Annotated in this window: 18 protein-coding genes; 3 read left to right on the top strand and 15 right to left on the bottom strand. The window is 66.2% G+C overall.

What is annotated here, in order from left to right:
• Nucleotides 1-33: 33 nt before the first annotated feature.
• Entirely contained in the window at nt 34-2,007 is a 1,974-nt protein-coding gene (locus QX108_RS17425; RefSeq protein ID WP_315780880.1) for an autotransporter outer membrane beta-barrel domain-containing protein, read from the top strand.
• Between the two features lie 81 nt (nt 2,008-2,088).
• Here QX108_RS17425 and QX108_RS17420 read toward each other — a convergent pair whose 3' ends face one another.
• Both QX108_RS17420 and pnp read right to left on the bottom strand, forming a co-directional pair.
• On the bottom strand, nt 2,089-2,538 hold the full coding sequence (locus QX108_RS17420) for a GNAT family N-acetyltransferase (protein WP_315780878.1): 450 nt from the start codon (nt 2,536-2,538) through the stop codon (nt 2,089-2,091).
• Between the two features lie 270 nt (nt 2,539-2,808).
• Entirely contained in the window at nt 2,809-4,965 is a 2,157-nt protein-coding gene (pnp, locus tag QX108_RS17415) for a polyribonucleotide nucleotidyltransferase (protein WP_315723040.1), read from the bottom strand.
• Here pnp and QX108_RS17410 point away from each other — a divergent pair.
• Nucleotides 4,964-5,116 (top strand): hypothetical protein, encoded by a 153-nt coding sequence (locus QX108_RS17410; RefSeq protein ID WP_315729253.1) that lies wholly within the window; start codon nt 4,964-4,966, stop codon nt 5,114-5,116. The genes pnp and QX108_RS17410 overlap by 2 nt on opposite strands.
• 209 nt (nt 5,117-5,325) lie before the next feature.
• Here the strand turns inward: QX108_RS17410 and rpsO are convergent, their stop codons facing one another.
• The 7 genes from rpsO to rimP form a co-directional block, all read right to left on the bottom strand.
• On the bottom strand, nt 5,326-5,595 hold the full coding sequence (gene rpsO, locus QX108_RS17405; protein WP_009025947.1) for a 30S ribosomal protein S15: 270 nt from the start codon (nt 5,593-5,595) through the stop codon (nt 5,326-5,328).
• A 2-nt stretch (nt 5,596-5,597) separates the two neighbouring features.
• Nucleotides 5,598-6,692, bottom strand: coding sequence for a tRNA pseudouridine(55) synthase TruB (gene truB, locus QX108_RS17400; RefSeq protein WP_315723037.1), 1,095 nt, complete (start codon nt 6,690-6,692; stop codon nt 5,598-5,600).
• A complete protein-coding gene (gene rbfA / locus QX108_RS17395) occupies nt 6,692-7,108 on the bottom strand; it encodes a 30S ribosome-binding factor RbfA (RefSeq protein WP_172113685.1) in 417 nt (138 codons plus the stop codon). Before rbfA ends, truB begins: the two co-directional genes overlap by 1 nt.
• Nucleotides 7,109-7,269: 161 nt before the next feature.
• Nucleotides 7,270-10,029, bottom strand: a complete 2,760-nt coding sequence (gene infB / locus QX108_RS17390; protein WP_172113538.1) for a translation initiation factor IF-2 — start codon at nt 10,027-10,029, stop codon at nt 7,270-7,272.
• Between the two features lie 77 nt (nt 10,030-10,106).
• Nucleotides 10,107-10,820 (bottom strand): RNA-binding protein, encoded by a 714-nt coding sequence (locus tag QX108_RS17385; RefSeq protein ID WP_172132526.1) that lies wholly within the window; start codon nt 10,818-10,820, stop codon nt 10,107-10,109.
• 66 nt (nt 10,821-10,886) lie between these two features.
• Nucleotides 10,887-12,500: a transcription termination factor NusA gene (nusA, locus tag QX108_RS17380; protein ID WP_315723031.1), complete on the bottom strand. Its 1,614-nt coding sequence runs from the start codon at nt 12,498-12,500 to the stop codon at nt 10,887-10,889.
• A gap of 14 nt (nt 12,501-12,514) precedes the next feature.
• Entirely contained in the window at nt 12,515-13,276 is a 762-nt protein-coding gene (gene rimP / locus QX108_RS17375) for a ribosome maturation factor RimP (RefSeq protein ID WP_315780875.1), read from the bottom strand.
• Nucleotides 13,277-13,702: 426 nt separating this feature from the next.
• Between rimP and QX108_RS17370 the strand changes: the two genes are divergently transcribed.
• Complete coding sequence (locus tag QX108_RS17370; RefSeq protein ID WP_315723027.1) at nt 13,703-14,779, top strand: DUF2336 domain-containing protein; 1,077 nt, start codon at nt 13,703-13,705, stop codon at nt 14,777-14,779.
• A gap of 10 nt (nt 14,780-14,789) precedes the next feature.
• Here the strand turns inward: QX108_RS17370 and trmB are convergent, their stop codons facing one another.
• The 6 genes from trmB to ybeY form a co-directional block, all read right to left on the bottom strand.
• Nucleotides 14,790-15,524, bottom strand: a complete 735-nt coding sequence (trmB, locus tag QX108_RS17365) for a tRNA (guanosine(46)-N7)-methyltransferase TrmB (RefSeq protein WP_315780873.1) — start codon at nt 15,522-15,524, stop codon at nt 14,790-14,792.
• A complete protein-coding gene (locus QX108_RS17360; protein ID WP_315780871.1) occupies nt 15,521-16,651 on the bottom strand; it encodes a M20 family metallopeptidase in 1,131 nt (376 codons plus the stop codon). Before QX108_RS17360 ends, trmB begins: the two co-directional genes overlap by 4 nt.
• A 324-nt stretch (nt 16,652-16,975) precedes the next feature.
• Nucleotides 16,976-17,392, bottom strand: coding sequence for a helix-turn-helix domain-containing protein (locus QX108_RS17355; RefSeq protein WP_006615449.1), 417 nt, complete (start codon nt 17,390-17,392; stop codon nt 16,976-16,978).
• Between the two features lie 234 nt (nt 17,393-17,626).
• Nucleotides 17,627-19,222: an apolipoprotein N-acyltransferase gene (gene lnt, locus QX108_RS17350; RefSeq protein WP_315781355.1), complete on the bottom strand. Its 1,596-nt coding sequence runs from the start codon at nt 19,220-19,222 to the stop codon at nt 17,627-17,629.
• Between the two features lie 11 nt (nt 19,223-19,233).
• Nucleotides 19,234-20,409 (bottom strand): hemolysin family protein, encoded by a 1,176-nt coding sequence (locus QX108_RS17345; protein ID WP_315723021.1) that lies wholly within the window; start codon nt 20,407-20,409, stop codon nt 19,234-19,236.
• Between the two features lie 2 nt (nt 20,410-20,411).
• Nucleotides 20,412-20,921: an rRNA maturation RNase YbeY gene (gene ybeY / locus QX108_RS17340; RefSeq protein WP_315780869.1), complete on the bottom strand. Its 510-nt coding sequence runs from the start codon at nt 20,919-20,921 to the stop codon at nt 20,412-20,414.
• Between the last annotated feature and the right edge of the window lie 12 nt (nt 20,922-20,933).

The raw sequence follows: 20,933 nt of genomic DNA, 5'->3' as shown, positions 1-20,933 counted from the left end.
GCCGGCAGCAAGACAAGTCGTGGGGGCGATGCGATGCTGCGTTGGAGAACCTCCGTCATCGTGATGTCCGCGATGATGGGCGCTACAGGTGTCGCAGGCTGCGCCCTCCCGGCGCAGGCGCAATCGACCGTATGGGACTCCACGATCTCCAATACGAACTGGTACGTGCCGACGGCGCAGCTGCTGGCTTACATCTCGCCGAAGACCGGCTTCACGAACCCTGTTCCCATCGGTGATCAGACGCTGTGGACTCTGGGCACCGCAACAAATGGCGCCTTCACCGGGACCAGCGTCGCCCAGCTCAGGATCGGTCCGGCGCTGCTGACCGATACCTCGACCATCCAGGGCTTCGTCACCACCAGCGGCCAGATCACGATGCTGTTCACGCCGACCGGAGGCGGCACGGCGACGGTCGGGCTGGGATACATGCGCGCGGTCAACGGTGTGACCAGCATGGAGATGCAGATGATCACCGGCGACAGCCTGCTGGTGACGCATTGGGCCTACATGCTGCCCTACGATCCCGCGACTTTCACGCCACCGCCATCAGCCCCGGTGCCCGCCAATTCGGTGCCGCAATGGGCTTGGACGGAGGGAACGCCGTGGCGGATCGTCAGCCCGGCCTTGTTCGGCACCCAGGCGCCCGGCCGGTTCGTCATCACCAGCTATCAGAACGGCTATTTCTGGGGTGCCGGGATTGCGCCGGCGGGCAGTACAGCGGGTGGCTTCACCTTGCTCGGCTCGGTCACCCCGGAGGGAAGCGTCCTGTTCAACACGCTGTCCCGTGGCAGCCTGACCAGCCTCTACGGTGCGATGAGCGGCAACGCGTCGAATGCGCAGATGGTCACCTCGACCTATGATCTCACGGGAAGCATGACCGGCGATCTGGCGACGATGGCGCTGATCCAGCCCTATGGCACGGCGCTTCGGTCGGCCGGCGGCCGCGTCGGCCTGGAGGCCGCCGACATGCTGTACCGGTTGTCGACGACGTCGGCGGGCTGGAGCGGGTCGATGGCGCCGGGATTTGCCGCGCTCGACAATCTCAGCGGCCCTTCGCTCAGCAATGCCGTCAAGCAGACGTTGCCTGTGCTCACCGGCGCGGCGTCGCAGGCGACCTACGTGACGCAGCAGGCGTTTCGGCAGACGATGATCAACCGGCTCGACGATATCGGCTGTACCGGCCGGCATGTCTGGATGCAGCCGCTCGGCGGCACCGCACGGCAGGCGGACCGCGATGGCATTGCGGGCTACGGTGCCTCTGGTGGCGGCCTGGCTTTTGGCGCCGATGCCGCGCTTTCGCCGCGGGCGATGGTCGGCGGTGTGTTCGGCTATTCGCGGCAGACGATCACCGGAAGCGATGAGGCCGTGCCGAACCGTCTCGGCCTGTCATCCTATCAGCTCGGACTGTACGGAGCTTACGCGATCCGGCCCGACCTGATGCTGGATTATCAGCTCGACGGCGGATGGAGCGACAATGGCGAAAGCCGTTCGCTCAGCTTCGCGAACATGTCGGCCGGCGGAAGCTATCGCTCCTCTTCGGGCCATGGAGGCGCCGGCCTCAAGACGCGCATCTCGCTGGCAGACAGTTTCGCGCTCATTCCGTCGCTGCGCCTCGACTATGGCATGGTCCGCAGCAACGCCTATCGCGAGAGCGGCGCCGGCGGCTTCAGCCTGAATGTCGATCCCCAGACCTATCAGGAGCTGACGGCCACCGCCGGCCTGAAGGCCGTCTATCAGGTCGCACGCCAGGTCCGTCTGACGGCCGATGTCGGTGCCGGCTACAATGCTCTGAACCAGCGGCTGCAGATCGGTGCCGCCTTCTCGGGCGGTGGCGACGGCTTCGTCACCAGCGGCCTCGGCCTGTCGCCCTGGACCTACTCGGCAGGCCTCGGAGTCGCGACTGCAGGCACCGATCGCCTGGAGTTGAGCATGCGCTATGGCGTCAGTGCGACCTCATCCGGTCTCGTGCAGCAATCCGGCCATGCAGTGCTGAAGCTCAAATTGTGACCGGCGAGGTGCAGCCGCATCATGGCAGCAAGGCCCCGCCGTGTCGCAAATGCACGCGACGCGATCGGACGTTGGCCGGCTTCAACGCTTCCAGCGATAGTACTTCATCATCCGGCCATGCACCGGATCGGCTTCGGCCTTCTCCAGCACGAAGCCCTCGCGTTCGTACCAGCGCCACGCCTTCTCGTTGCCCTCGGCGCAGCGCAGCCAGACCTCGTCGGGCAGCAGCTCGCGGGTGAAGCCGAGCAGACGGCGGCCGAGCGAGCGGCCCTGATGAGAGGGAGCGATCATCAGCTGGTCGAGATAGAGCTTGGGCATGTCGATCGCGAGCATCGCCGCGAGCGCGCCGCCGTCATCGACGACATAGAGACTCCAGCCGCCGGCCACCTCGCGCGGCACGCGCATTTTCAGCAGGCCCAGTAGCGCGTCGCTCGGGCGCTCCAGCCCGGTCGAGCACCAGCTTTCCATCCAGAGACTTGCGATGGCGTCATATTCGTCCGGCCTCGCGGGACGGATGATCGGCTCGGACATCGGACGTAGGCCTCCAGCGGGACGTCGAGGGAAGGTAAGCCCTCTTCATCGTCATTGCGAGGAGCCAGCGGATCCCGATGCGCGGCCCGATGCCGGGCTCGGCGACGAAGCACGCCAGAGTCCTCCCGGGCGCGTCCCTTGGTTCGGGCGCGTCCCTGGATTGCTTCGCTTGCGCTCGAAATGACGCGGATCGACCGGCAAACAAAAAGGGCGGCTCGAAAGCCGCCCTTTGTGTCTCATCCAATGTGTCTCATCCAAGCCCGCGCGGCTTTACTCGCCGGCGGCTTCGCGCGCCTCGGCGGGCGCGTCCTTCTGCTTGGCTTCGAGGTCCTCGCCGGTGGTCTGGTCGACCGCCTTCATCGACAGCCGGGTCTTGCCGCGGTCGTCGAAGCCGAGCAGCTTGACCTTGACCTTGTCGCCTTCCTTGACGACGTCGGAGGTCTTCTGCACGCGCTTGTCGGCCAGCTGCGAGATGTGCACGAGGCCGTCGCGGGTGCCGAAGAAGTTCACGAAGGCGCCGAACTCCATCACCTTGACGACGGTGCCGTCGTAGATCTGGCCGACCTCCGGGTCGGAGGCGATCGACTTGATCCACTTGATGGCGGCCTTCATCGCCTCGCCGTCGCTGGACGCGACCTTCACGGTGCCGTCGTCCTCGATGTTGACCTTGGCGCCGGTCTTCTCGACGATCTCGCGGATCACCTTGCCGCCGGTGCCGATCACTTCGCGGATCTTGTCGGTCGGGATCTTGAAGGTCTCGATGCGCGGCGCGTATTCACCGAGCTCGGCGCGGGCTGCGGTCAGCGCCTTGGACATCTCGCCCAGGATGTGGATGCGGCCATCACGCGCCTGGCCGAGGGCCACGCGCATGATCTCCTCGGTGATGCCCTCGATCTTGATGTCCATCTGCAGCGAGGTGATGCCGCTCTCGGTGCCCGCGACCTTGAAGTCCATGTCGCCGAGATGATCCTCGTCGCCGAGAATGTCGGACAGCACGGCGAAGCGGCTGCCCTCCAGGATCAGGCCCATCGCGATGCCCGCGGTCGGCCGCTTCAGCGGCACGCCGGCATCCATCAGCGCCAGCGAGGAGCCGCAGACGGTGGCCATCGACGACGAGCCGTTGGACTCGGTCACCTCCGACACGACGCGCGTCGTGTAGGGGAACTCGTGGTGCGGCGGCAGCACCGGGTGGATGGCGCGCCAAGCGAGCTTGCCGTGGCCGATCTCGCGGCGCTTGGTACCGCCGAGGCGGCCGGTCTCACCGACCGAGTAGGGAGGGAAGTTGTAGTGCAGCAGGAACGTCTCTTTGTACGTTCCCGACAGCGCGTCGATGTACTGCTCGTCCTCGCCGGTGCCGAGCGTGGTCACGACCAGCGCCTGGGTCTCGCCGCGGGTGAACAGCGCCGAGCCGTGCGCACGCGGCAGCACGCCGACCTCGCAGACGATGTTGCGGACCGTCTTGGCGTCGCGGCCGTCGATGCGCTTGCCGGTGTCCAGGATGTTCCAGCGGACGATCTTGGCCTCGAGCTCCTTGAACACCGCGGCGACCCGGAGCTTGTCGTATTTCGGCTCCTGCCCCTCGGGGAAGAAGTAGGCCATCACCTTTTCCTTGACGGCGCCGACGGCGGCATAGCGCTGCTGCTTGATCGGAATCGCGTAGGCGGTGCGCAGGTCCTGCTCGGCGATGCCGAGCATCTCCTTCTCGATCGCGCTGTTGTCGATGATTGCGACGTCGCGCGGATCCTTGGCGGCCTTCTCGGCGAGCTCGATGATCGCGTTGATCACCGGCTGGAAGTGACGGTGACCGAACATCACCGCGCCGAGCATGATGTCCTCGTTGAGCTCCTTGGCCTCCGATTCCACCATGAGCACCGCGTCGGACGTGCCGGCGACGACCAGGTCGAGCTGGGTGTCGGCCATCTCGTCGAGCGTCGGATTGAGGATGTATTCGTCATTGGCGAAGCCGACGCGGGCGGCGCCGATCGGGCCCTTGAACGGCACGCCGGAGAGGGTCAGCGCAGCGGAGGCGGCGACCAGCGCAACGATGTCCGGATCGTTCTCCATGTCGTGCGACAGCACGGTCACGATGACCTGCGTCTCGTTGCGCCAGGAGTCGACGAACAGCGGGCGTATCGGACGATCGATCAGGCGGGAGACCAGCGTCTCCTTCTCGGTCGGACGGCCCTCGCGCTTGAAATAGCCGCCGGGAATGCGGCCGGCAGCGTAGGTCTTTTCCTGATAGTCGACGGTCAGCGGCAGGAAGTCGACGCCTTCGCGCGGCGCCTTGGCGGCGACGACGGTCGCGAGCACGACGGTCTCGCCGTAGGTGGCGACGACGGCGCCGTCAGCCTGGCGGGCGATCTTGCCGGTTTCCAGCTTGAGCGGACGCCCACCCCAGTCGATCTCGACGGAATGCTTGGTAAACATGGGTATCTTCTTTCATGAGATGATCGAAGGCGGCCCCCCCGGAAACAAAAAAACCATGCGCAAGATTGCAGGACGCTGGAATACGGTCAGCGCCCTGCGATCCTGCCATGGTTTTCTTATTTCGGATGGCGTCCATCCTTCTCGTAAATAACGGGCACCTTGCCCGTCACGCCCAGCGGCCGGATTGCTGCTGAGGCGTACTGCACGGCCTGGGCGGAATCGGCGGGTCAGCGTATCGCTTCTTTCCGGATTCCGGCCAGACCGCATGATCCCGGACTTAGCGAACGCCGCGATCTGCGGGGTTCTCGGGACCATGCCATCACGCGCGCGAACTCGCGCGCGCTCATTCCACAGCGAAGCTCAACGACGGATGTTGTGCTTCTCGAGCAGCGCCTTGTAGCGCGCCTCGTCGTTCTTCTTCAGATAGTCCAGCAGCGAACGGCGGGTCGACACCAGCTTCAGGAGGCCGCGGCGGGAGTGGTTGTCCTTGCCGTGGGTCTTGAAATGGCTGGTCAGGTTGTTGATGCGTTCAGACAGGATCGCGACCTGCACCTCGGGAGAACCGGTGTCACCGGCCTTGGTGGCATTCGCCTTGATGATTTCCGCCTTGCGCTCTGCGGTCACCGACATCGTCAGTCTCTTTCGTTGCGACCGGAGCTGGCAGTCAGTCCGGTCAGGTTGAACACGCGCTTGGGGATGAGTTCGCCATTGCCAATTTCGGCAAGCGCCAGAAGGCGGCCTGCGACCGTGACATAGACTGTGCCGCTACTTTGGGGCGCATCCCGTCCGCGCAACAAGACGGCCTGGCCCCGATGGAGCCTTGCCGCATCAGCCCGAGTGACGGCCAGTGCCGGGATGTCGTCCAGCGCGGTCTCAACGGGCAGCAGTGCGTCGGCGAGGCTTCCCTCACCGGACGCGGCTCTATTGCACAAAGCCTCCAACTGTTCCAGCGGAATCATGTCGTTCTCGGTAAACGGCCCGACCAGGGTCCGCCGGAGCGCGCTGATATGGCCGTAGCAGCCGAGGATTCGGCCCATGTCGCGGGCCAGCGCCCGGACATAGGTTCCCTTGCCGCATTCCGCCTCGAACACCGCGTGATCGGGGTCGGGCTGGTCGACGAGGGTCAATTCGTGGATCTCGACCGGGCGCGGCTGCAACTCGACGACCTCGCCATCCCGGGCGAGGTCATAGGCGCGCTCGCCCTGGATCTTGATGGCGGAATAGCGCGGCGGCGTCTGCTCGATCCGGCCGGTAAATTGCGGCAGCAGCGCGCGAATGGCCTCCGCGTCCGGCCTCTGCTCGCTGGTGTGGACCACGCGGCCCTCGGTGTCGTCGGTATCGCGCTCCTCACCCCAGCACACCGTGAAGCGGTAGCGCTTGCGGCCGTCCATCACGAACGGAACGGTCTTGGTGGCTTCGCCCAGCGCGATCGGCAGACCTCCGGAGGCGAGCGGATCCAGCGTTCCGGCGTGGCCGGCGCGCTTGGCCTGGAACAGGCGCTTCAGGATGGCCACCGCCTGCGTCGACGTCATGCCGATCGGCTTGTCGAGCACGACCCAGCCGTGGACGTCGCGGCGGTCGCGGCGAGGCTGGTTACCCTGCTTCTGTCTGCTGCGCGGGTCGTTGTTGTCGCGCGGCGTGCGCCCGTCGGAAAAATTGCTGGTTTTGACAACGGTCGGCTCGGCGCTCAGCGCATCGACAGTGCCGGTTTCGGGGGGAATGGTCATCAGCTCTCTTCCGAATCCGAATGGAGGTCTCTCTGCACCGCAGGTGTTCGCAGTAATTTCTCGATCCGTTCTGCTTCGTCGAATCGCTCGTCGACGCGGAAGCGGATGTCAGGTGCAAATTTCAGGTTAACGCGGCGCGCGACTTCGCCGCGCAGGAACTTCTTGTTGCGCTCGAGCGCGGCGAGCACGACGTCGGTGTCGCGTCCGCCGAGCGGCATGATGTAGATCGTGGCGAGCTTCAGGTCTGGGGACATGCGGACTTCGGGCACCGTAATGATGTGTCCCTCCAGGTCCGGATCATGCGCGTGACCCTGGCTGAGAATGTCGGCGACAGCGTGACGCACGGTCTCGGCCACGCGCAGCTGACGCTGCGAGCCGCCGGAAGCTGCGCTCCCTCTCTGGTGATGGCGAGGCATTTTTCAAAAATCCAACGGATCATCGCCCGGCGTGAGCGCGGGCGAGAGGATCATTCTGATTGAGTTCAACGACGCTTGGTTAAGTTCAAGATGCGCAGCGATTCCGCAGATGCGCGGAATCGCTGCTCACTTGATCGCAGCGCGCTCTGTAGGATTCGGACTTACAGCGAGCGCTGAATGGTCTCCACGCGATAACACTCGATGACGTCGCCGACACGCATGTCGCCGTAGCTCTCGAAAGCCATGCCGCATTCCTGGCCGGCCTGCACTTCCTTCACTTCGTCCTTGAAGCGCTTCAGGGTCGACAGCTTGCCCTCGTGAACCACGACGTTGTCGCGGATCAGGCGGACATTGGCGCCGCGCTCGACGGTGCCGTCGGTGACGCGGCAGCCGGCGACCTTGCCGACCTTGGAGATGTTGAACACCTCGAGGATCTGCGCATTGCCGAGCATGGTCTCGCGGAGCGTCGGCGCAAGCAGACCGCTCATCGCCTTCTTCACGTCGTCCACGAGGTCGTAGATGATGTTGTAGTAGCGGATCTCGATGCCGTTGCGCTTGGCGAGCGCGGCGGCTTCCTTGTTGGCTCGGACCGAGAAGCCGATGATCGCGGCGTTGAAGCCTTCGGCCAGCGTCACGTCCGACTCGCTGATGCCGCCGACGCCGGCATGCAGGATCCGGGCGGCGACCTCCTCGGTGCCGAGCTTCTCCAGTGAGCCGAGAATGGCTTCCAGCGAGCCCTGCACGTCGGCCTTGATGACCAGCGGGAATTCCTTGCGGCCCGCGGTCTTCAATTGCGACATCATCTGCTCGAGCGAGCCGCGCATGCCGGAGATCGAGGCAGCGGCGTTCTCGCGCTTCTGGTGCGCACGATAGCTGGTGACCTGGCGGGCGCGGGCTTCGTTCTCGACCACGGCGAGACGATCGCCGGCTTCCGGCGGACCGTTGAAGCCGAGCACCTCGACCGGCACTGACGGACCCGCCTCCTGCAGGGTCTCGCCCTGATCGGAGATCAGCGCGCGGACGCGGCCCATCTCGGCGCCGGCGACGATGATGTCGCCGACACGAAGGGTGCCGCGCTGGACCAGCACGGTGGCGACCGGACCACGGCCGCGATCGAGCTTGGCTTCGATCACGGTGCCCTCGGCCGGACGATCCGAATTGGTCTTCAGGTCGAGGATGTCGGCTTGCAGCGCGATCATCTCGAGCAGACGATCGAGATTGGTCTTGTTCTTGGCGGACACCTCGACGTCGACGACCTCGCCGCCCAGCGATTCGACCTGCACCTCGTGCTGCAGCAGCTCGGTGCGGACGCGCTCGGGACGGGCATCGGGCTTGTCGATCTTGTTGATCGCCACGATCATCGGCACCTTCGCCGCCTTGGCGTGGTTGATGGCCTCGATCGTCTGCGGCATCACGCCGTCATCGGCCGCGACCACCAGCACGACGATGTCGGTGACCTTGGCGCCGCGGGCGCGCATCGCGGTGAACGCGGCGTGGCCGGGCGTGTCGATGAAGGTGATCTTCTTGCCGGAATCCGGCGCCGTCACCTGATAGGCGCCGATGTGCTGGGTGATGCCGCCGGCCTCGCCCGAGACCACGTTGGCGTGGCGCAGCGCGTCGAGCAGCGAGGTCTTGCCGTGGTCGACGTGGCCCATGACGGTCACGACCGGCGAACGCGGCTCGGTGTCGGTCGAATCGTCGACGACGTCGAACAGGCCCTCTTCCACGTCCGACGCGGCGACGCGCTTGACGGTGTGGCCGAGCTCTTCGGCGATCAGCTGCGCGGTGTCGGCATCGATCACGTCGGTGATCTTGTGCATCGCGCCCTGGCGCATCAGCAGACGAATCACGTCGACCGCGCGCTCCGACATGCGGTTCGCGAGCTCCTGGATCGTGATCGCTTCCGGAATCGTGACCTCGCGGATCAGCTTTTCCTTCTGCTCATTGGCGGCATGGCCCTTCAGGCGCTGGGTGCGGCGGCGGAACGAGGCGATCGAGCGCTCGCGCACGTCATCGGCCGTGAGCGCCGTGACAACGGTCAAGCGGCCGCGCTGCTTCTGCGGGCCTGGCTTGTGCGTGGTCTTCGGCGGCGGGGCCGGACGCGCGGCGCCGCCGGGACCCCGGCGGATCTGCCGCGGACCCTCATCCTCGTCGGGACCTGCGGCGACACCCGGTGCGCGGCCGAGCGGGCCACCGCCGGCCGGGCGGGCTCCGGCAGGACGTGCGCCGGCGGGCTGCGCGCCACCGGGGCGCGAGCTGGTGCCGATCTGCTGCGGCCGGCTGCCCGGCGCGCCTTGCGGGCGACCCGGAGCCTGCGCGGGCCTGGCCGGCGCGGTCACCGTGGGCTGCGGCGCTGACGATGTCGTCGGGCGGGGCGCCTCGCCTTCGCCGAAGCGCTTCTTGGCCTCGAGCTCGGCCTTGCGCTTGGCTTCCTCTTCATGGCGATGACGTTCTTCCTCGGCCTTGCGGCGCGCCTCGGCAGCCTCGCGCTCGGCGCGTTCGGCGGCTTCGCGCTCGGCGCGGCGGCGGGCTTCCTCCTCGGCCTGACGGCGTTCCTCGATGTCGCGGACGCGGGCATCGGCCAGCGCGCTGGCGCGGGCCGAGCGCTCATCCTCGGTCAGGGTCCGCAGCACGACGCCGGATCCGCTGCGTTGAGGTCCGGACGAACGCGGCCCGGACGGGCGGTTGCTCGGAGGCGGCGGCGGTGGCGCCTTGGCGACGGTCGGCTCCGGCGCATGCGGCGCATCGGGCGCCCCATCGCCGACGCGGCGCTTGGTGCCGCGCTTCTCGACCACCACCTGCTTGCTCCGGCCGTGTGGGAAGCTCTGACGCACCGTGCCAGTCTCGACGCGCGGCTTGAGCGTCAAGGTCTTGCTCGGGACACCGAGTTTCTTGTCGCCCGGAGTGTTTTGATCGGCCATTCAGTCGTCCTAATCTCGTTTACCAGCGTGCGGGTCTGCCGCACCGTCCCATTCGTGCAATCGTCGCGTATTCGTAGCTATGTCGTCGAAGTCGAAGCAGATTTCGTGGCCGCGGTTCCGGCAATCTTGTCAGCGTCGGCCGACCGGTATCGGACCAGTGTCTGGCTGCGCGACAGGAATGTCCTGCTCGCCGGGCCTGCGAGCACGGCAGCATGTATCACATTTGAGCGCCCAAGTGCCAAATCCAATTCTGCCGAAGTGAGGCAGCAGATGATCGGAAATGGCAGGGCTTGGCCCTGGTCGCCGTCAGGCGTCCGGACCAGCGCGTCGAGCTTGCGAATCCCGTCGGCTGCGCCGTCCGCTGCGTGGATCAGGGCCGCCAATGTGGTCCGGGACTGGCGCTGCGACAGCGCCGCTTCCACCTTGGAGAAACCCGAGACGACCTGGCCCGCCTTGGCGGCGATGCCCAGCGCCTCGATCGCGCTGCGGGCCAGCAAGGCCTCGAGATCCTCAGCAAGTGTCGGATGGACGCGGACGTTCGCCTTGAACCCGCGGCTGAAATGGTGACGCCGCACCGCTTCCGCAACCGCCTGTCGTGATGCGGTGATCCACAACCCCCGCCCGGGCAGCTTGCGCTTGATGTCGGGCACGACCTCGCCCGACGGGCCGACGACGAAGCGGATCAGCTCGCCGATCGGCCGCACCTCGCGGCTGACCGCGCACATGCGCATGGTCGCGGACTTGTCGGTCCGCGGTCCATTGTCGAGCTCGGGGTCGGCCAAAGCGAGCATGCGGTGATGCGGCTCCTCATCTCAAGCGATCATGGTCATGGCGGCTGTCATCACGGCGTCCATGGCTCAGGCGGTCTGTTCTTCGGATTCATCCTCGGCATCGGCCTCCGCCTTGGCGAGATCGGCCTCGCTGATCCAGCCCGCCTTGACGCGGGCCTGCATCACCATGGCTTCGGCGTCGTCGCGGGATACGTCGAGGCCGTCGAGAATGCCGGGGAATTTGGTGGCTTCCCCGCCGTCCTTGCGCTCGGTCCAGCCGACCAGATCGTCGGTGGCGCAGCCGGCGAGATCGTCGACCGTCTTGATGTCGTTCTCGCCGAACTTGACCAGCATCTTGGTGGTCACGCCGGGCACCGCCTTCACGGCGTCCTCGACGCCGAGCTCCTTGCGCTTGGCCTCGAGCTCGGCCTCCTGCTGCTCCAGGAATTCGCGGGCGCGGGTCTGCAACTCGGTCGCGGTCTCCTCGTCGAAGCCCTCGATGCCGGCGAGATCCTTCAGATCGACCAGCGCCAGTTCCTCGACCGAGGTGAAGCCCTCGGACGCCAGCAGCTGGCCGACGACCTCGTCGACGTTGAGCGATTCCATGAACACGCGGGTCGAGTTCTCGAAGTCGGCCTGGCGGCGCTCCGATTCCTCCTGCTCGGTGAGGATGTCGATATCCCAGCCGGTCAGCTGCGACGCAAGGCGGACGTTCTGGCCGCGGCGGCCGATTGCCAGCGACAGCTGGTTGTTGGTATCGGGCACCACGACCTCGATGCGCTCGCGGTCCTCGTCGATGACGACCTTGGCGACTTCCGCCGGCGCCAGCGCGTTGACCACGAAGGTCGCGATGTCGGGCGACCACGGGATGATGTCGATCTTCTCGCCCTGCAGCTCGTTCACCACGGCCTGCACGCGCGAGCCGCGCATGCCGACGCAGGCGCCGACCGGGTCGACCGAGGAGTCGCGCGACACGACGCCGATCTTGGCGCGCGAGCCGGGGTCGCGGGCGACCGCCTTGATCTCGACGATGCCGTCATAGATTTCCGGCACCTCCTGCGCGAACAGCTTGGCCATGAATTGTGGATGGGTGCGCGACAGGAAGATCTGCGGACCGCGGGTCTCGCGGCGCACGTCGAACACATAGGCGCGGACGCGGTCGCCGTTGCGGAACACTTCGCGCGGCAGCATCTCGTCGCGGCGGATGATCGCCTCGCCACGGCCGAGGTCGAGGATCACGCTGCCATATTCGACGCGCTTGACGACGCCGTTGACGATGTCGCCGATGCGGTCCTTGAACTCCTGGTACTGCCGGTCGCGCTCGGCCTCGCGCACCTTCTGCACGATGACCTGCTTGGCCGACTGCGCGGCGATGCGGCCATACTCGAGCGGCGGCAAGGTGTCGGCGATGGTGTCGCCGATCTGCGCGCCCGGATTGGCGCGGCGGGCATCATCGAGCGAGATCTGGTTGGAGGGGTTCTCGACCTTCTCGACCACCAGCATGTGGCGCGACAGCCGCAGCTCACCCTTGCGCGGATCGATCTCGGCATGCACGTCGGTCTCGCTGCCATAGCGGGCGCGGGCGGCCTTGGCGATCGCGTCTTCCATGGCGGCGATCACGATGCCGCGGTCGATCGACTTCTCGCGCGCGACGGCGTCGGCGATCTGCAGCAGTTCCAACCGGTTGGCGCTGACGGCCATGGGTCTAGTCTCCTCTAATCAGGATCGATCTCGCCTCTGCGCGCGCGGTCGGCGGCGAGGCGATGTTTCTTGGTGTTGGTCGGCAGCGGCTTCTTGACCGGCTGCTTGTCCTTCAACTTCGGTTTCGGCTTGGCCTGGGCCGCCGGCTTGGCGTGGGGCGCCAGCGGTGGCGCCAATCCGAGGTCGCGCTTCTTCTCGCGCTCGGCGGCCTTGCCGCGGCGCATGGACTCGGCGATCAGCTCGTCGGTCAGCACCATCTTGGCGTCGCCAATGTCCGCCATCGGTAGCACGACGTCCGGGTCCTGGTCCTTCGCCACGTCGTCGCGGGTGATGCGCACGCCATCGCCTTCGACGCCTTTGATGATGCCGCGGAAGCGCTTGCGGTTCTGATAGGCCACGGCCATCTCGATCTTGACGAGATGGCCGATGTGACGCTCGAAATCGGAGCGGCGGACCAGCGGCCGGTCGATACCCGGCGAGGAGATCTCGAGACGATAGGCGCGGTCGATCGGGTCGGCGATGTCGAGCACGGGCGACAGGGCCCGCGACACCGCCTCGCAATCCTCGATCTGCATCGTGCCGTCGGGACGTTCGGCCATCACCTGCACCGTGCAGCCGGACTCGCCGGAGATGCGGATCCGCACCAGCCGGTAGCCCATTGCCTGCAACACCGGGTCGGCCACGGCAGCCACGCGCGCCGCCACGCCCGGCTCGACGACGAGCCGGGGCTCGGTCAGAAGGTCGGTCTCAGCGGTTGCGAGGGTCGGTTCCGTCATCGAGGCGTCGATCGCGTGTCTTGCTGCTTGCGGCCGTCAGGCCTGGCCGATCGCGCTCACCGGATCGATCGCGCCGATGGCAGGGCGATCCAGGTAACAAAAAAGAGCGGGTCCGGAAGGGCCCACCCTCACTACGCGATCGTATATGAGATGATGTTTGATGGCGCTCATATAGCCGCTTTGGCGCCTGACGGCAAGGGTCGTCTCGGCCAAAAGGGTCGTCTCCGCCAAACAGGCCCGGAACTGCAGAAAGCCCGTCGCGTCGGCGATCCGGCCGGGGACGCACGCAACGGCTCGACATCAGGTGTCTAACCCTTCATTCACCAAGATCCGCTAAAAACAGAATGAATTCGGGCGCTTTGCTCTGGAGCATGAGGGGGGGCGGAGCGCGCGGACGTCTGTTGTGTTGCGTATCGGGTAGACATCATGACCCCCGCCACCGCATTGATCCCCGGACTCGACGGGATCGTGAGGCATCGTGACGCCGAGCGCGGCCTCGAGGCGACACGCCGCATCGCCGACCTGTTTTTCGAAGATGCCGGCAGGCTGCGTCCCGAGCACATCAATCTGTTCGATGGGTTGCTGATCGATCTGGTCCCGCTCGCGGATCAGCAAACGCGGATCGATCTGGCCGAGCGGCTGTCGCGGCTTGCCCGGGCGCCGCGTGCCGTCGTCGGCCAGCTCGCCCGTGACGACGAGGTTGCGGTGGCCGGTCCGCTGCTGCGTCGTTCTCCCGTGCTCGACGACGACGTGCTCATCGACGTGGCGCGCGACAAGGGCCAAGGCCATCTGCTGGCCATAGCCGAGCGTCCACGTCTGTCGGCCGACATGACCGACGTGCTGGTGCGGCGTGGTGACAGGGATGTGGTGCGGCGGACCGCAGCCAATGCCGGTGCGGCGTTCTCCGCGCCCGGCTATACCGAGCTGATCAATCGCGCGAGCTTCGACGGCGTGCTGACGCTCACGGTCGGCAAGCGCGAGGATCTCTCCGACGATCATCTTAAGAGACTGCTCGATGGCGCGCTCGACGTCGTCAAGCGGCGGCTGTTCGATGTGGTCGGACCGGAGCGGCAGGCGAAGATCAGGCTGGCCGTGGCGAAGCCCGGCGATGCGGCCGGCCGGAGCGACGGCAAGCGCAATTTCGTTCCCGCGCAGCGGATCATTCTGGCGCTCTATGAAGCGAACGCGCTCGACGAGGCCGCACTGCTCGGATTTGCGCGCGCGCACAAATATGAGGAGGTCATCGCTGCGCTGGCTGCGATGACCGGGCTCAAGCTCGCAACGCTCGATCGTCTCGTCTCCGGCGACCGCCATGACCCGCTGCTCATTCTCGGGCGCAAGATCGGGCTCGACTGGGGCACCGTGCAGGCGCTGATCGTGCTCCGGCTCGGGCGCAAGCGCGTGCCGGCACAGCGCGACATCGATGCGATCAAGCTCAACTACGCGCGTCTGCTGTCATCGACCGCCGAGCGCGTCGTTGCATTCTGGAGAACGCGGCACTGACGCGCTGGAACTAGCGCCGCCGGAAGATCAGGTAGTTGGCGACGCGGCCTTCGCGCGTCGCTTTCCGGCCGTAGCGCGTCATCGTGTAGCCCGCCCAGGGCAGTCGCCAATCATCGGCTCGCTCCGCCGTCCAGACGAAGTCGGGCGAGCGCAGCAGGTGCCACAAGGTCCAGGCGCAATAGTCGGCGATGTCGCTGACGAAGCGGAATTCGCCGCCAGGCTTCAGCGCGCGCGCCATCGCGGCGATGGTTGCGTCCTGCACGAAGCGCCGTTTCCAGTGCCGTCGCTTCGGCCAGGGATCGGGGTGGATCAGGTCGATCCGCTGCAGCGACTGCGGCGGCAGCCAGGCGAGCAGCTCGGCGGCGTCGCCCGCCAGCAGCCTGACATTGCCGATGTTGTCGGCCTCGATCGCGGACAGGATCTTGGCCATGCCGTTGACGTAGGGCTCGCAGCCGATGAAGCCGGTGGTCGGATGCGCCTTGGCTTCTGCAGCCAGATGCTCGCCGCCGCCGAAGCCGATCTCCAGCCGCAGCGCTTCGACGGGGGGATCGTATAGCGCCGGCAGCACGAATTCGGCAGAGGCGGAAAGATCGAGCGCGAGGTGCGGCAGCAGGTTCTCGACCAGGTCGGCTTGGTGCGCGCGGAGCTTGTGGCCCTTGCGCCGGCCGAAGAACGAGCCCTGGCCATGCAGAGCCTCATTGCCGGTGTCATCGTCATCGACGGGCATGGTGGTTGTGGCGCTCATCGCAGGGTCTGGAAGAGACGATGGAGAAGCCGCGTCCGCGGCTCGATCGAGGAGATGTACATCTGCTCGTAATGCGTATGCGCGCCCTTGCCGTCGACGCCGAGCCCATCGAGCGTTGCGGTGAAGGGCGCGGTGAAATTGCCGTCGGAGCCGCCGCCCGTGTAGGTGTCGGCGAGCTCGAAGCCGATCTCTTCCGCCAGCGATCTGGCGTGCTCGAACAAGGCTGCGCCCGCGTTGCCTTTGACATAGGGAGGCCGGTTGACCTCGCCCTTCACTTGGACGGTGACGCCCTCGCTGCGGGATGTGAGACCAAGAATCTTGGGCACGATCTCGTCGGCATCCGCAGGCGTCGGCAGCCGCGCGTCGACCTCCGCATAGGCTTCCTCTGCGATCACGTTCGGGCGCGTACCGCCCCGGACCACGCCGACATTCACCGTCACGCCGCGCGCGGGATCGTTCAGTGCTTCGAGCGCATGGATCACGTTGGCGAGTTCGCGGATCGCACTGCGTCCATCCTGTGGACGCGCGCCGGCGTGGGCGGGGACGCCGCGGATCGCGACGTCGAAGCGCGCGACGCCCTTGCGTCCGGTGACGATCTTGCCGCCGTCGCGCGCCGGCTCGGTCACCAGCACGTATTTGGCCCTGCGACCTTCCTCCTCGATCAGCGCGCGGGAGGTGGGGCTGCCGATCTCTTCATCCGAGACGAACAAATGAGTAATGCCGAGCGGCGGTCGCTCTCCGTTGGCGCAGAGCTGACGGAAGGCGTGATAAGCGAGATAGGCGCCGCCCTTCATGTCGTAGATGCCGGGGCCGAACGCGACGTCGCCGTCGATCGCGAACGGCAGGCGCTCGATGAAGCCGAGCGGATGCACCGTGTCGAGATGGCTGAGCACGAGGATGCCCGGCTCGTTCTGTCCCCACGCCGAGCGCACCAGCAGATGGTCGCCGCAGCCATCGCGGCCGGCGATCCGTTCGACCGAGGCGTCGAGCCCGCGATAGCCCTCGGCGACCAGCGAAGCCAGCTCGTTGACGCGATCGGGCGCCTCGGTTGGGGTCTCGATCTCCACCCAGCGGCGGATGCCTTCAAGAATTGTGCGACTATCGAACGGATTGCTGTCAGCGATCATGAGCTTTGCGAGCAGTTCTCTATGGTTAGCAAATGGTAGTCGGGGAGGATGGCGCTGAGTGCCGGTTTTCGCCCGGGCGAGCCGGCGTGCCGCCAGCTCCCGCGCCACATGCGCACAAAATGATTTAGAGCGCGACAGCATTTCCCGAGGGATAGCCATCGCGCTCTATTGGTCGTGATCTGGTCTGTCTATCGGCTCATTCGTCCGGCGGAACGGCGCGTGCCCAGTGCGTCGTTCGCCAAACGTGGTCTGCTAATGGCCCCCCGAGGCGCTGACATTCATATGAGAGTGTCCGCAATAGGAATGTCAGCGCCGGCGCATCAGCTAGCCTTCCTCCGGAGCCTCGCGATCAGCAATCTGCTCGACCAGGTCGACGATGCTGCGCCGAAGCTTGGAATCGTGGATCCGCGTGAATGCGCGGGTCAACGCCAGTCCTTCGGAGGTTGCCAGAAAATCAGATACATAGGCGGGAGAAGCGCCCTCGCCGAAAGCCTCACCGTTGGTCCCGCCACTGGGGACGCCTTCGAACAGGAACGAGACAGGGACCTGCAGGACTTCTGAGATCTGCTGGATCCGGCTGGCGCCGACTCGATTGGTGCCTTTTTCGTACTTCTGTATCTGCTGGAACGTGAGTCCGAGAGCCTCACCAAGTTTTTCCTGGCTCATGCCCAACATGATACGGCGCATCCGCACCCGGCTGCCGACATGCTTGTCAACAGGGTTGGGCGCTTTCGTCGACATCTCTCAACTCCTTAGAATCAGGCCTCGGAACGAGGCGGTCGCAGTATGCCTCAGGCGCTCACACCGTCAATTTCTGCGCGCAGATCGTACTAACGAAGACGGGCTGAGCAACAGACTGGACGGCTCATGCTGCCGCGCGAGAATGCGAATTGCAGCAGCTATCTGTCAACACTTGGGGTTTTGCTTGTCAAAAAAAATCTTACGCAGCCGGAAAGAATTCAGATCTTGCTGTCGTCAGGGAAGCTTTTGAGCAACACGTCTGCGAACGACAGTGCTCAGGGCGAGCACTAACAGGATTGCGGCCGGAATGTCGCCTAATCGCGCGTAAACTGTGGGCTGCAGCGCAAGAGGCAGCGCGGAATCGAGCACGCCTTCGGCGCCGAGAGAGAGTTGCGACGTGATGCGGCCGACAGGATCGATCACCGCTGAGATACCCGTGTTCGCTGATCGAACTAATGGAAGGCCCTGTTCGATGGCGCGCCACTGCGCCTGCTGCAGATGCTGATGAGGACCGGTCGAGATACCGAACCAGCCATCATTGGTCAGGTTGACGATCCAACCCGGACGTTCCTCGTGGGGCACGCCGTCGCTCGGAAAGATCGCCTCGTAGCAGATCAAAGGAAGAACACGCGGTGCGTGTGGCACGTCCAGGTTGCGTCGCACGGTGCCTGCAATGAAGCCACCCTGCACCCGCGTCAGCTGCTCCAGGCCGATCCGCTCCAGCAGGTTCTGGAACGGCAGGAACTCGCCGAACGGCACCAGATGGAGCTTGTCGTAGACCGAGAGCACGGTGCCGTCGTGATCGATCACATAGATCGAATTGTAGGCCCGGGTGATCGGCGTGTTGCGGGGCCCGTCCGGGGCGCGGACCGAACCGGTGATCAGAACCGTGCCCGGCGACAGCAGATCGGCGATCTGCCCCATCGCGTCCGCCTCACGGGTCAGGAAGAAGGGAAACGCAGATTCCGGCCAGATCAGGACGTTGGTGTCGCGCACGCCGGTCGCCTTCGGCCCCGCGGCGCGGTCCGACAGCGCCAGATAGCGCCGCATCACCTCGGCCTTGGCGCCGTAGTTGAATTTGACGTCCTGCTGCAGGTTGGGCTGCATGATCCGCAGCCTGAAGTCGGAAACGAAGGCGGTCGGGTTCAGGCCGAGCCGGACGGCGCCGAACACGCCCATCAGGACGAGGAGAGCGGCGGCAGCGGCCGGCACCCGCAAGCGGGCGCGCCAGGTCTTGCCGTCGATCAGCACGGCCGGGCTGGCGAAGATCGCGACCGTCAGGAACGTCATGCCCCAGAGGCCGATCAGTGAGGTGGATTGCGCCAGGGCCAGCGGCTGCGACAGCGCATAGCCGAAGGCGTTCCAGGGAAAGCCGGTCAGCGCGTGGCCGCGCAGCCACTCGCTCGCGGTCAGGCAGACCGCCAGCGCGAGGATGCGGGTGGAGTCGCGCGTCCACATCAGCCGCGCCACGGCAAAGCCCAATGCCGGGAACAGCGCCAGATAGGCCGGCAGGCCGAGGACGGCGAACGGCATCAGCCAGGCGAACGTCTGCGCATCGACCAGGAACGCGTTGCCGATCCAGTACAGGCCCGGCACGAAATAGCCCATGCCGAAGCAGAATCCGGTGAGGGCTGCAGCCGGGATGCCGCGGCGCCGCCCCGCTGCCGCGCCGTCGATCAGCCAGACCAGCACCGGGAAGGTGAGTGCAAGCACGGGCCAAGCGTTGAACGGCGCCATCGCCAGTGCGGAGAGGGCGCCGGCGGCGATCGCGATGCCGGCGCGCTTCCAGCCCCAGGCCAGCACGACGCCAAGGGCGAGGCCGCGGATCATCGAGGGACGGATCACTGTGAGTTCGCTCCGTCGCCGCCTTGGGCTGGGCTGCTGCCGTCACCATGCGGCACCGGGCCGGCCTCTGCCGGCCGCGGCGGCTCAGCCGGTGCGCCCGTGTCCGGTGCAGTCACGTCCGGCGCGGCCTCGCGGCGGCGGCTCTCGCGTGGCGGCCTTGGCACGGGCCGCTCCTTGCGCGGCGCGATCCGCAGGCGCTTGACGCGGCGCGGATCGGCGTCGAGCACCTCGACCTCGAAATTTCCGGGGCCGGAGATCAACTCGCCGCGTACGGGCAGCCGGCCGACATGGTTGACGAGATAGCCGCCCAGCGTCTCCACGCCCTCGCCGGCTTCACCGGTGACGAACTCCTCGCCGATGACGCGGCGGACGTCGTCGAGGCTCGCGCGGGCATCGGCGATGAAGGCGTTGTCGGCCTGGCGCATGATCGCCGGCGGCTCGTCGCTGTCGTGCTCGTCGTCGATCTCGCCGACGATCTGCTCGACGATGTCCTCGATCGAAACCAGCCCGTCGGTGCCGCCATATTCGTCGACCACCAGCGCCAGGTGGATGCGCGAGGCCTGCATCTGCGCCAGCAGATCGATCGCGCGCATCGACGGCGGCACGTAGAGCAGCTTGCGGATGATGTTGGCCTCGAACAGCGGCATCGACAGGTCGACGGCCTTGAGATCGAGACCGGCCGGCAGCGGCTTTTTGCGCCGCGCCTTCACGTCATCCGGAACGCGCGCCTGCGCGGTGGTGTAGGCGAGCAGATCGCGGATGTGCACCATGCCTTCGGGGTCGTCGAGCGTGTCGTTGTACACGACGAGGCGCGAATGCGACGCGCTCTCGAACAGGCTCATCAGTTCGCCGAGCGTGATGTCGCGCCGGACCGCGACGATGTCGGCACGATGCACCATCACGTCGGCGATGCGACGCTCATGCAGATCGAGGATGTTGCGCAGCAGCGTGCGCTCGACTGCGGAGAAGCCGATGTCGTCGGGTGTCGAGGCATCGAGCACGACCTGCAGGTCGTCGCGGACCGAGCCGCCGCCCTTCCAGCCGAACAAATTGCGCAGCGCGCGCAGTAGCCAGTTTTCGCTCGGCGAGCGGCCGAGCTCGGAGGGCGGCACCACGGCCGGAAGATTGCGCGTGTTGCGCGGGTTGTCGTGGATGGGCTCGGAATCGGCCATGGTCAATTCGTCCGTTCCCGGTCGGCGTAGGGATCGGGGATGCCGAGATGGGCCAGGATCTCGCGCTCCAGCGCCTCCATCTCCTCGGCCTCTTCGTCGGTCTCGTGATCATAGCCGATCAGGTGCAGGAAGCCGTGCACCGTGAGATGGCTGAGATGCTGGTCGAACGGCTTCTGCTCGTCGTCGGCCTCGCGTCGCATCGTCTCATAGGCGATCGCGATGTCGCCGAGCATCCGCGGCGCATCGTCATCGCTCCGCGGTCCGGTCGGCTGCAGCGCCGGAAACGACAATACGTTGGTCGGCTTGTCGATGCCGCGCCAATTGTTGTTCAGGGTGCGGATGCCGGCATCGTCCGTCAGCATCACTGCGACCTCGGCCTCGCCGACGTCGGCGTCCACCGTCTCCGCTGCGGCGATGATGGCGCGATGTATGACGTCCTCGGCGTCAGGCTGGTCCTGCCAGCACTCGGCTGCGACGATCACCTCGGTGGTTGGAATGGGACTTTGTGGCATCCTGATCGAGTT

The sequence above is a fragment of the Bradyrhizobium sp. SZCCHNR1002 genome (assembly GCF_032381435.1).
GTDB classification, from domain to species: Bacteria; Pseudomonadota; Alphaproteobacteria; order Rhizobiales; family Xanthobacteraceae; genus Bradyrhizobium; species Bradyrhizobium aeschynomenes.
This window is presented reverse-complemented; position numbering and strand designations above follow the sequence as displayed.

Bases quoted from the DNA above. Each gene is read 5' to 3' on its own strand.
- QX108_RS17425 (WP_315780880.1), top strand. From the start codon at position 34: ATGCTGCGTTGGAGAACCTCCGTCATCGTGATGTCCGCGATGATGGGC.
- QX108_RS17420 (WP_315780878.1), bottom strand. From the start codon at position 2,538: ATGTCCGAGCCGATCATCCGTCCCGCGAGGCCGGACGAATATGACGCC.
- QX108_RS17410 (WP_315729253.1), top strand. From the start codon at position 4,964: ATGGGTATCTTCTTTCATGAGATGATCGAAGGCGGCCCCCCCGGAAAC.
- pnp (WP_315723040.1), bottom strand. From the start codon at position 4,965: ATGTTTACCAAGCATTCCGTCGAGATCGACTGGGGTGGGCGTCCGCTC.
- rpsO (WP_009025947.1), bottom strand. From the start codon at position 5,595: ATGTCGGTGACCGCAGAGCGCAAGGCGGAAATCATCAAGGCGAATGCC.
- truB (WP_315723037.1), bottom strand. From the start codon at position 6,692: ATGACCATTCCCCCCGAAACCGGCACTGTCGATGCGCTGAGCGCCGAG.
- rbfA (WP_172113685.1), bottom strand. From the start codon at position 7,108: ATGCCTCGCCATCACCAGAGAGGGAGCGCAGCTTCCGGCGGCTCGCAG.
- infB (WP_172113538.1), bottom strand. From the start codon at position 10,029: ATGGCCGATCAAAACACTCCGGGCGACAAGAAACTCGGTGTCCCGAGC.
- QX108_RS17385 (WP_172132526.1), bottom strand. From the start codon at position 10,820: ATGCTCGCTTTGGCCGACCCCGAGCTCGACAATGGACCGCGGACCGAC.
- nusA (WP_315723031.1), bottom strand. From the start codon at position 12,500: ATGGCCGTCAGCGCCAACCGGTTGGAACTGCTGCAGATCGCCGACGCC.
- rimP (WP_315780875.1), bottom strand. From the start codon at position 13,276: ATGACGGAACCGACCCTCGCAACCGCTGAGACCGACCTTCTGACCGAG.
- QX108_RS17370 (WP_315723027.1), top strand. From the start codon at position 13,703: ATGACCCCCGCCACCGCATTGATCCCCGGACTCGACGGGATCGTGAGG.
- trmB (WP_315780873.1), bottom strand. From the start codon at position 15,524: ATGAGCGCCACAACCACCATGCCCGTCGATGACGATGACACCGGCAAT.
- QX108_RS17360 (WP_315780871.1), bottom strand. From the start codon at position 16,651: ATGATCGCTGACAGCAATCCGTTCGATAGTCGCACAATTCTTGAAGGC.
- QX108_RS17355 (WP_006615449.1), bottom strand. From the start codon at position 17,392: ATGTCGACGAAAGCGCCCAACCCTGTTGACAAGCATGTCGGCAGCCGG.
- lnt (WP_315781355.1), bottom strand. From the start codon at position 19,222: ATGATCCGCGGCCTCGCCCTTGGCGTCGTGCTGGCCTGGGGCTGGAAG.
- QX108_RS17345 (WP_315723021.1), bottom strand. From the start codon at position 20,409: ATGGCCGATTCCGAGCCCATCCACGACAACCCGCGCAACACGCGCAAT.
- ybeY (WP_315780869.1), bottom strand. From the start codon at position 20,921: ATGCCACAAAGTCCCATTCCAACCACCGAGGTGATCGTCGCAGCCGAG.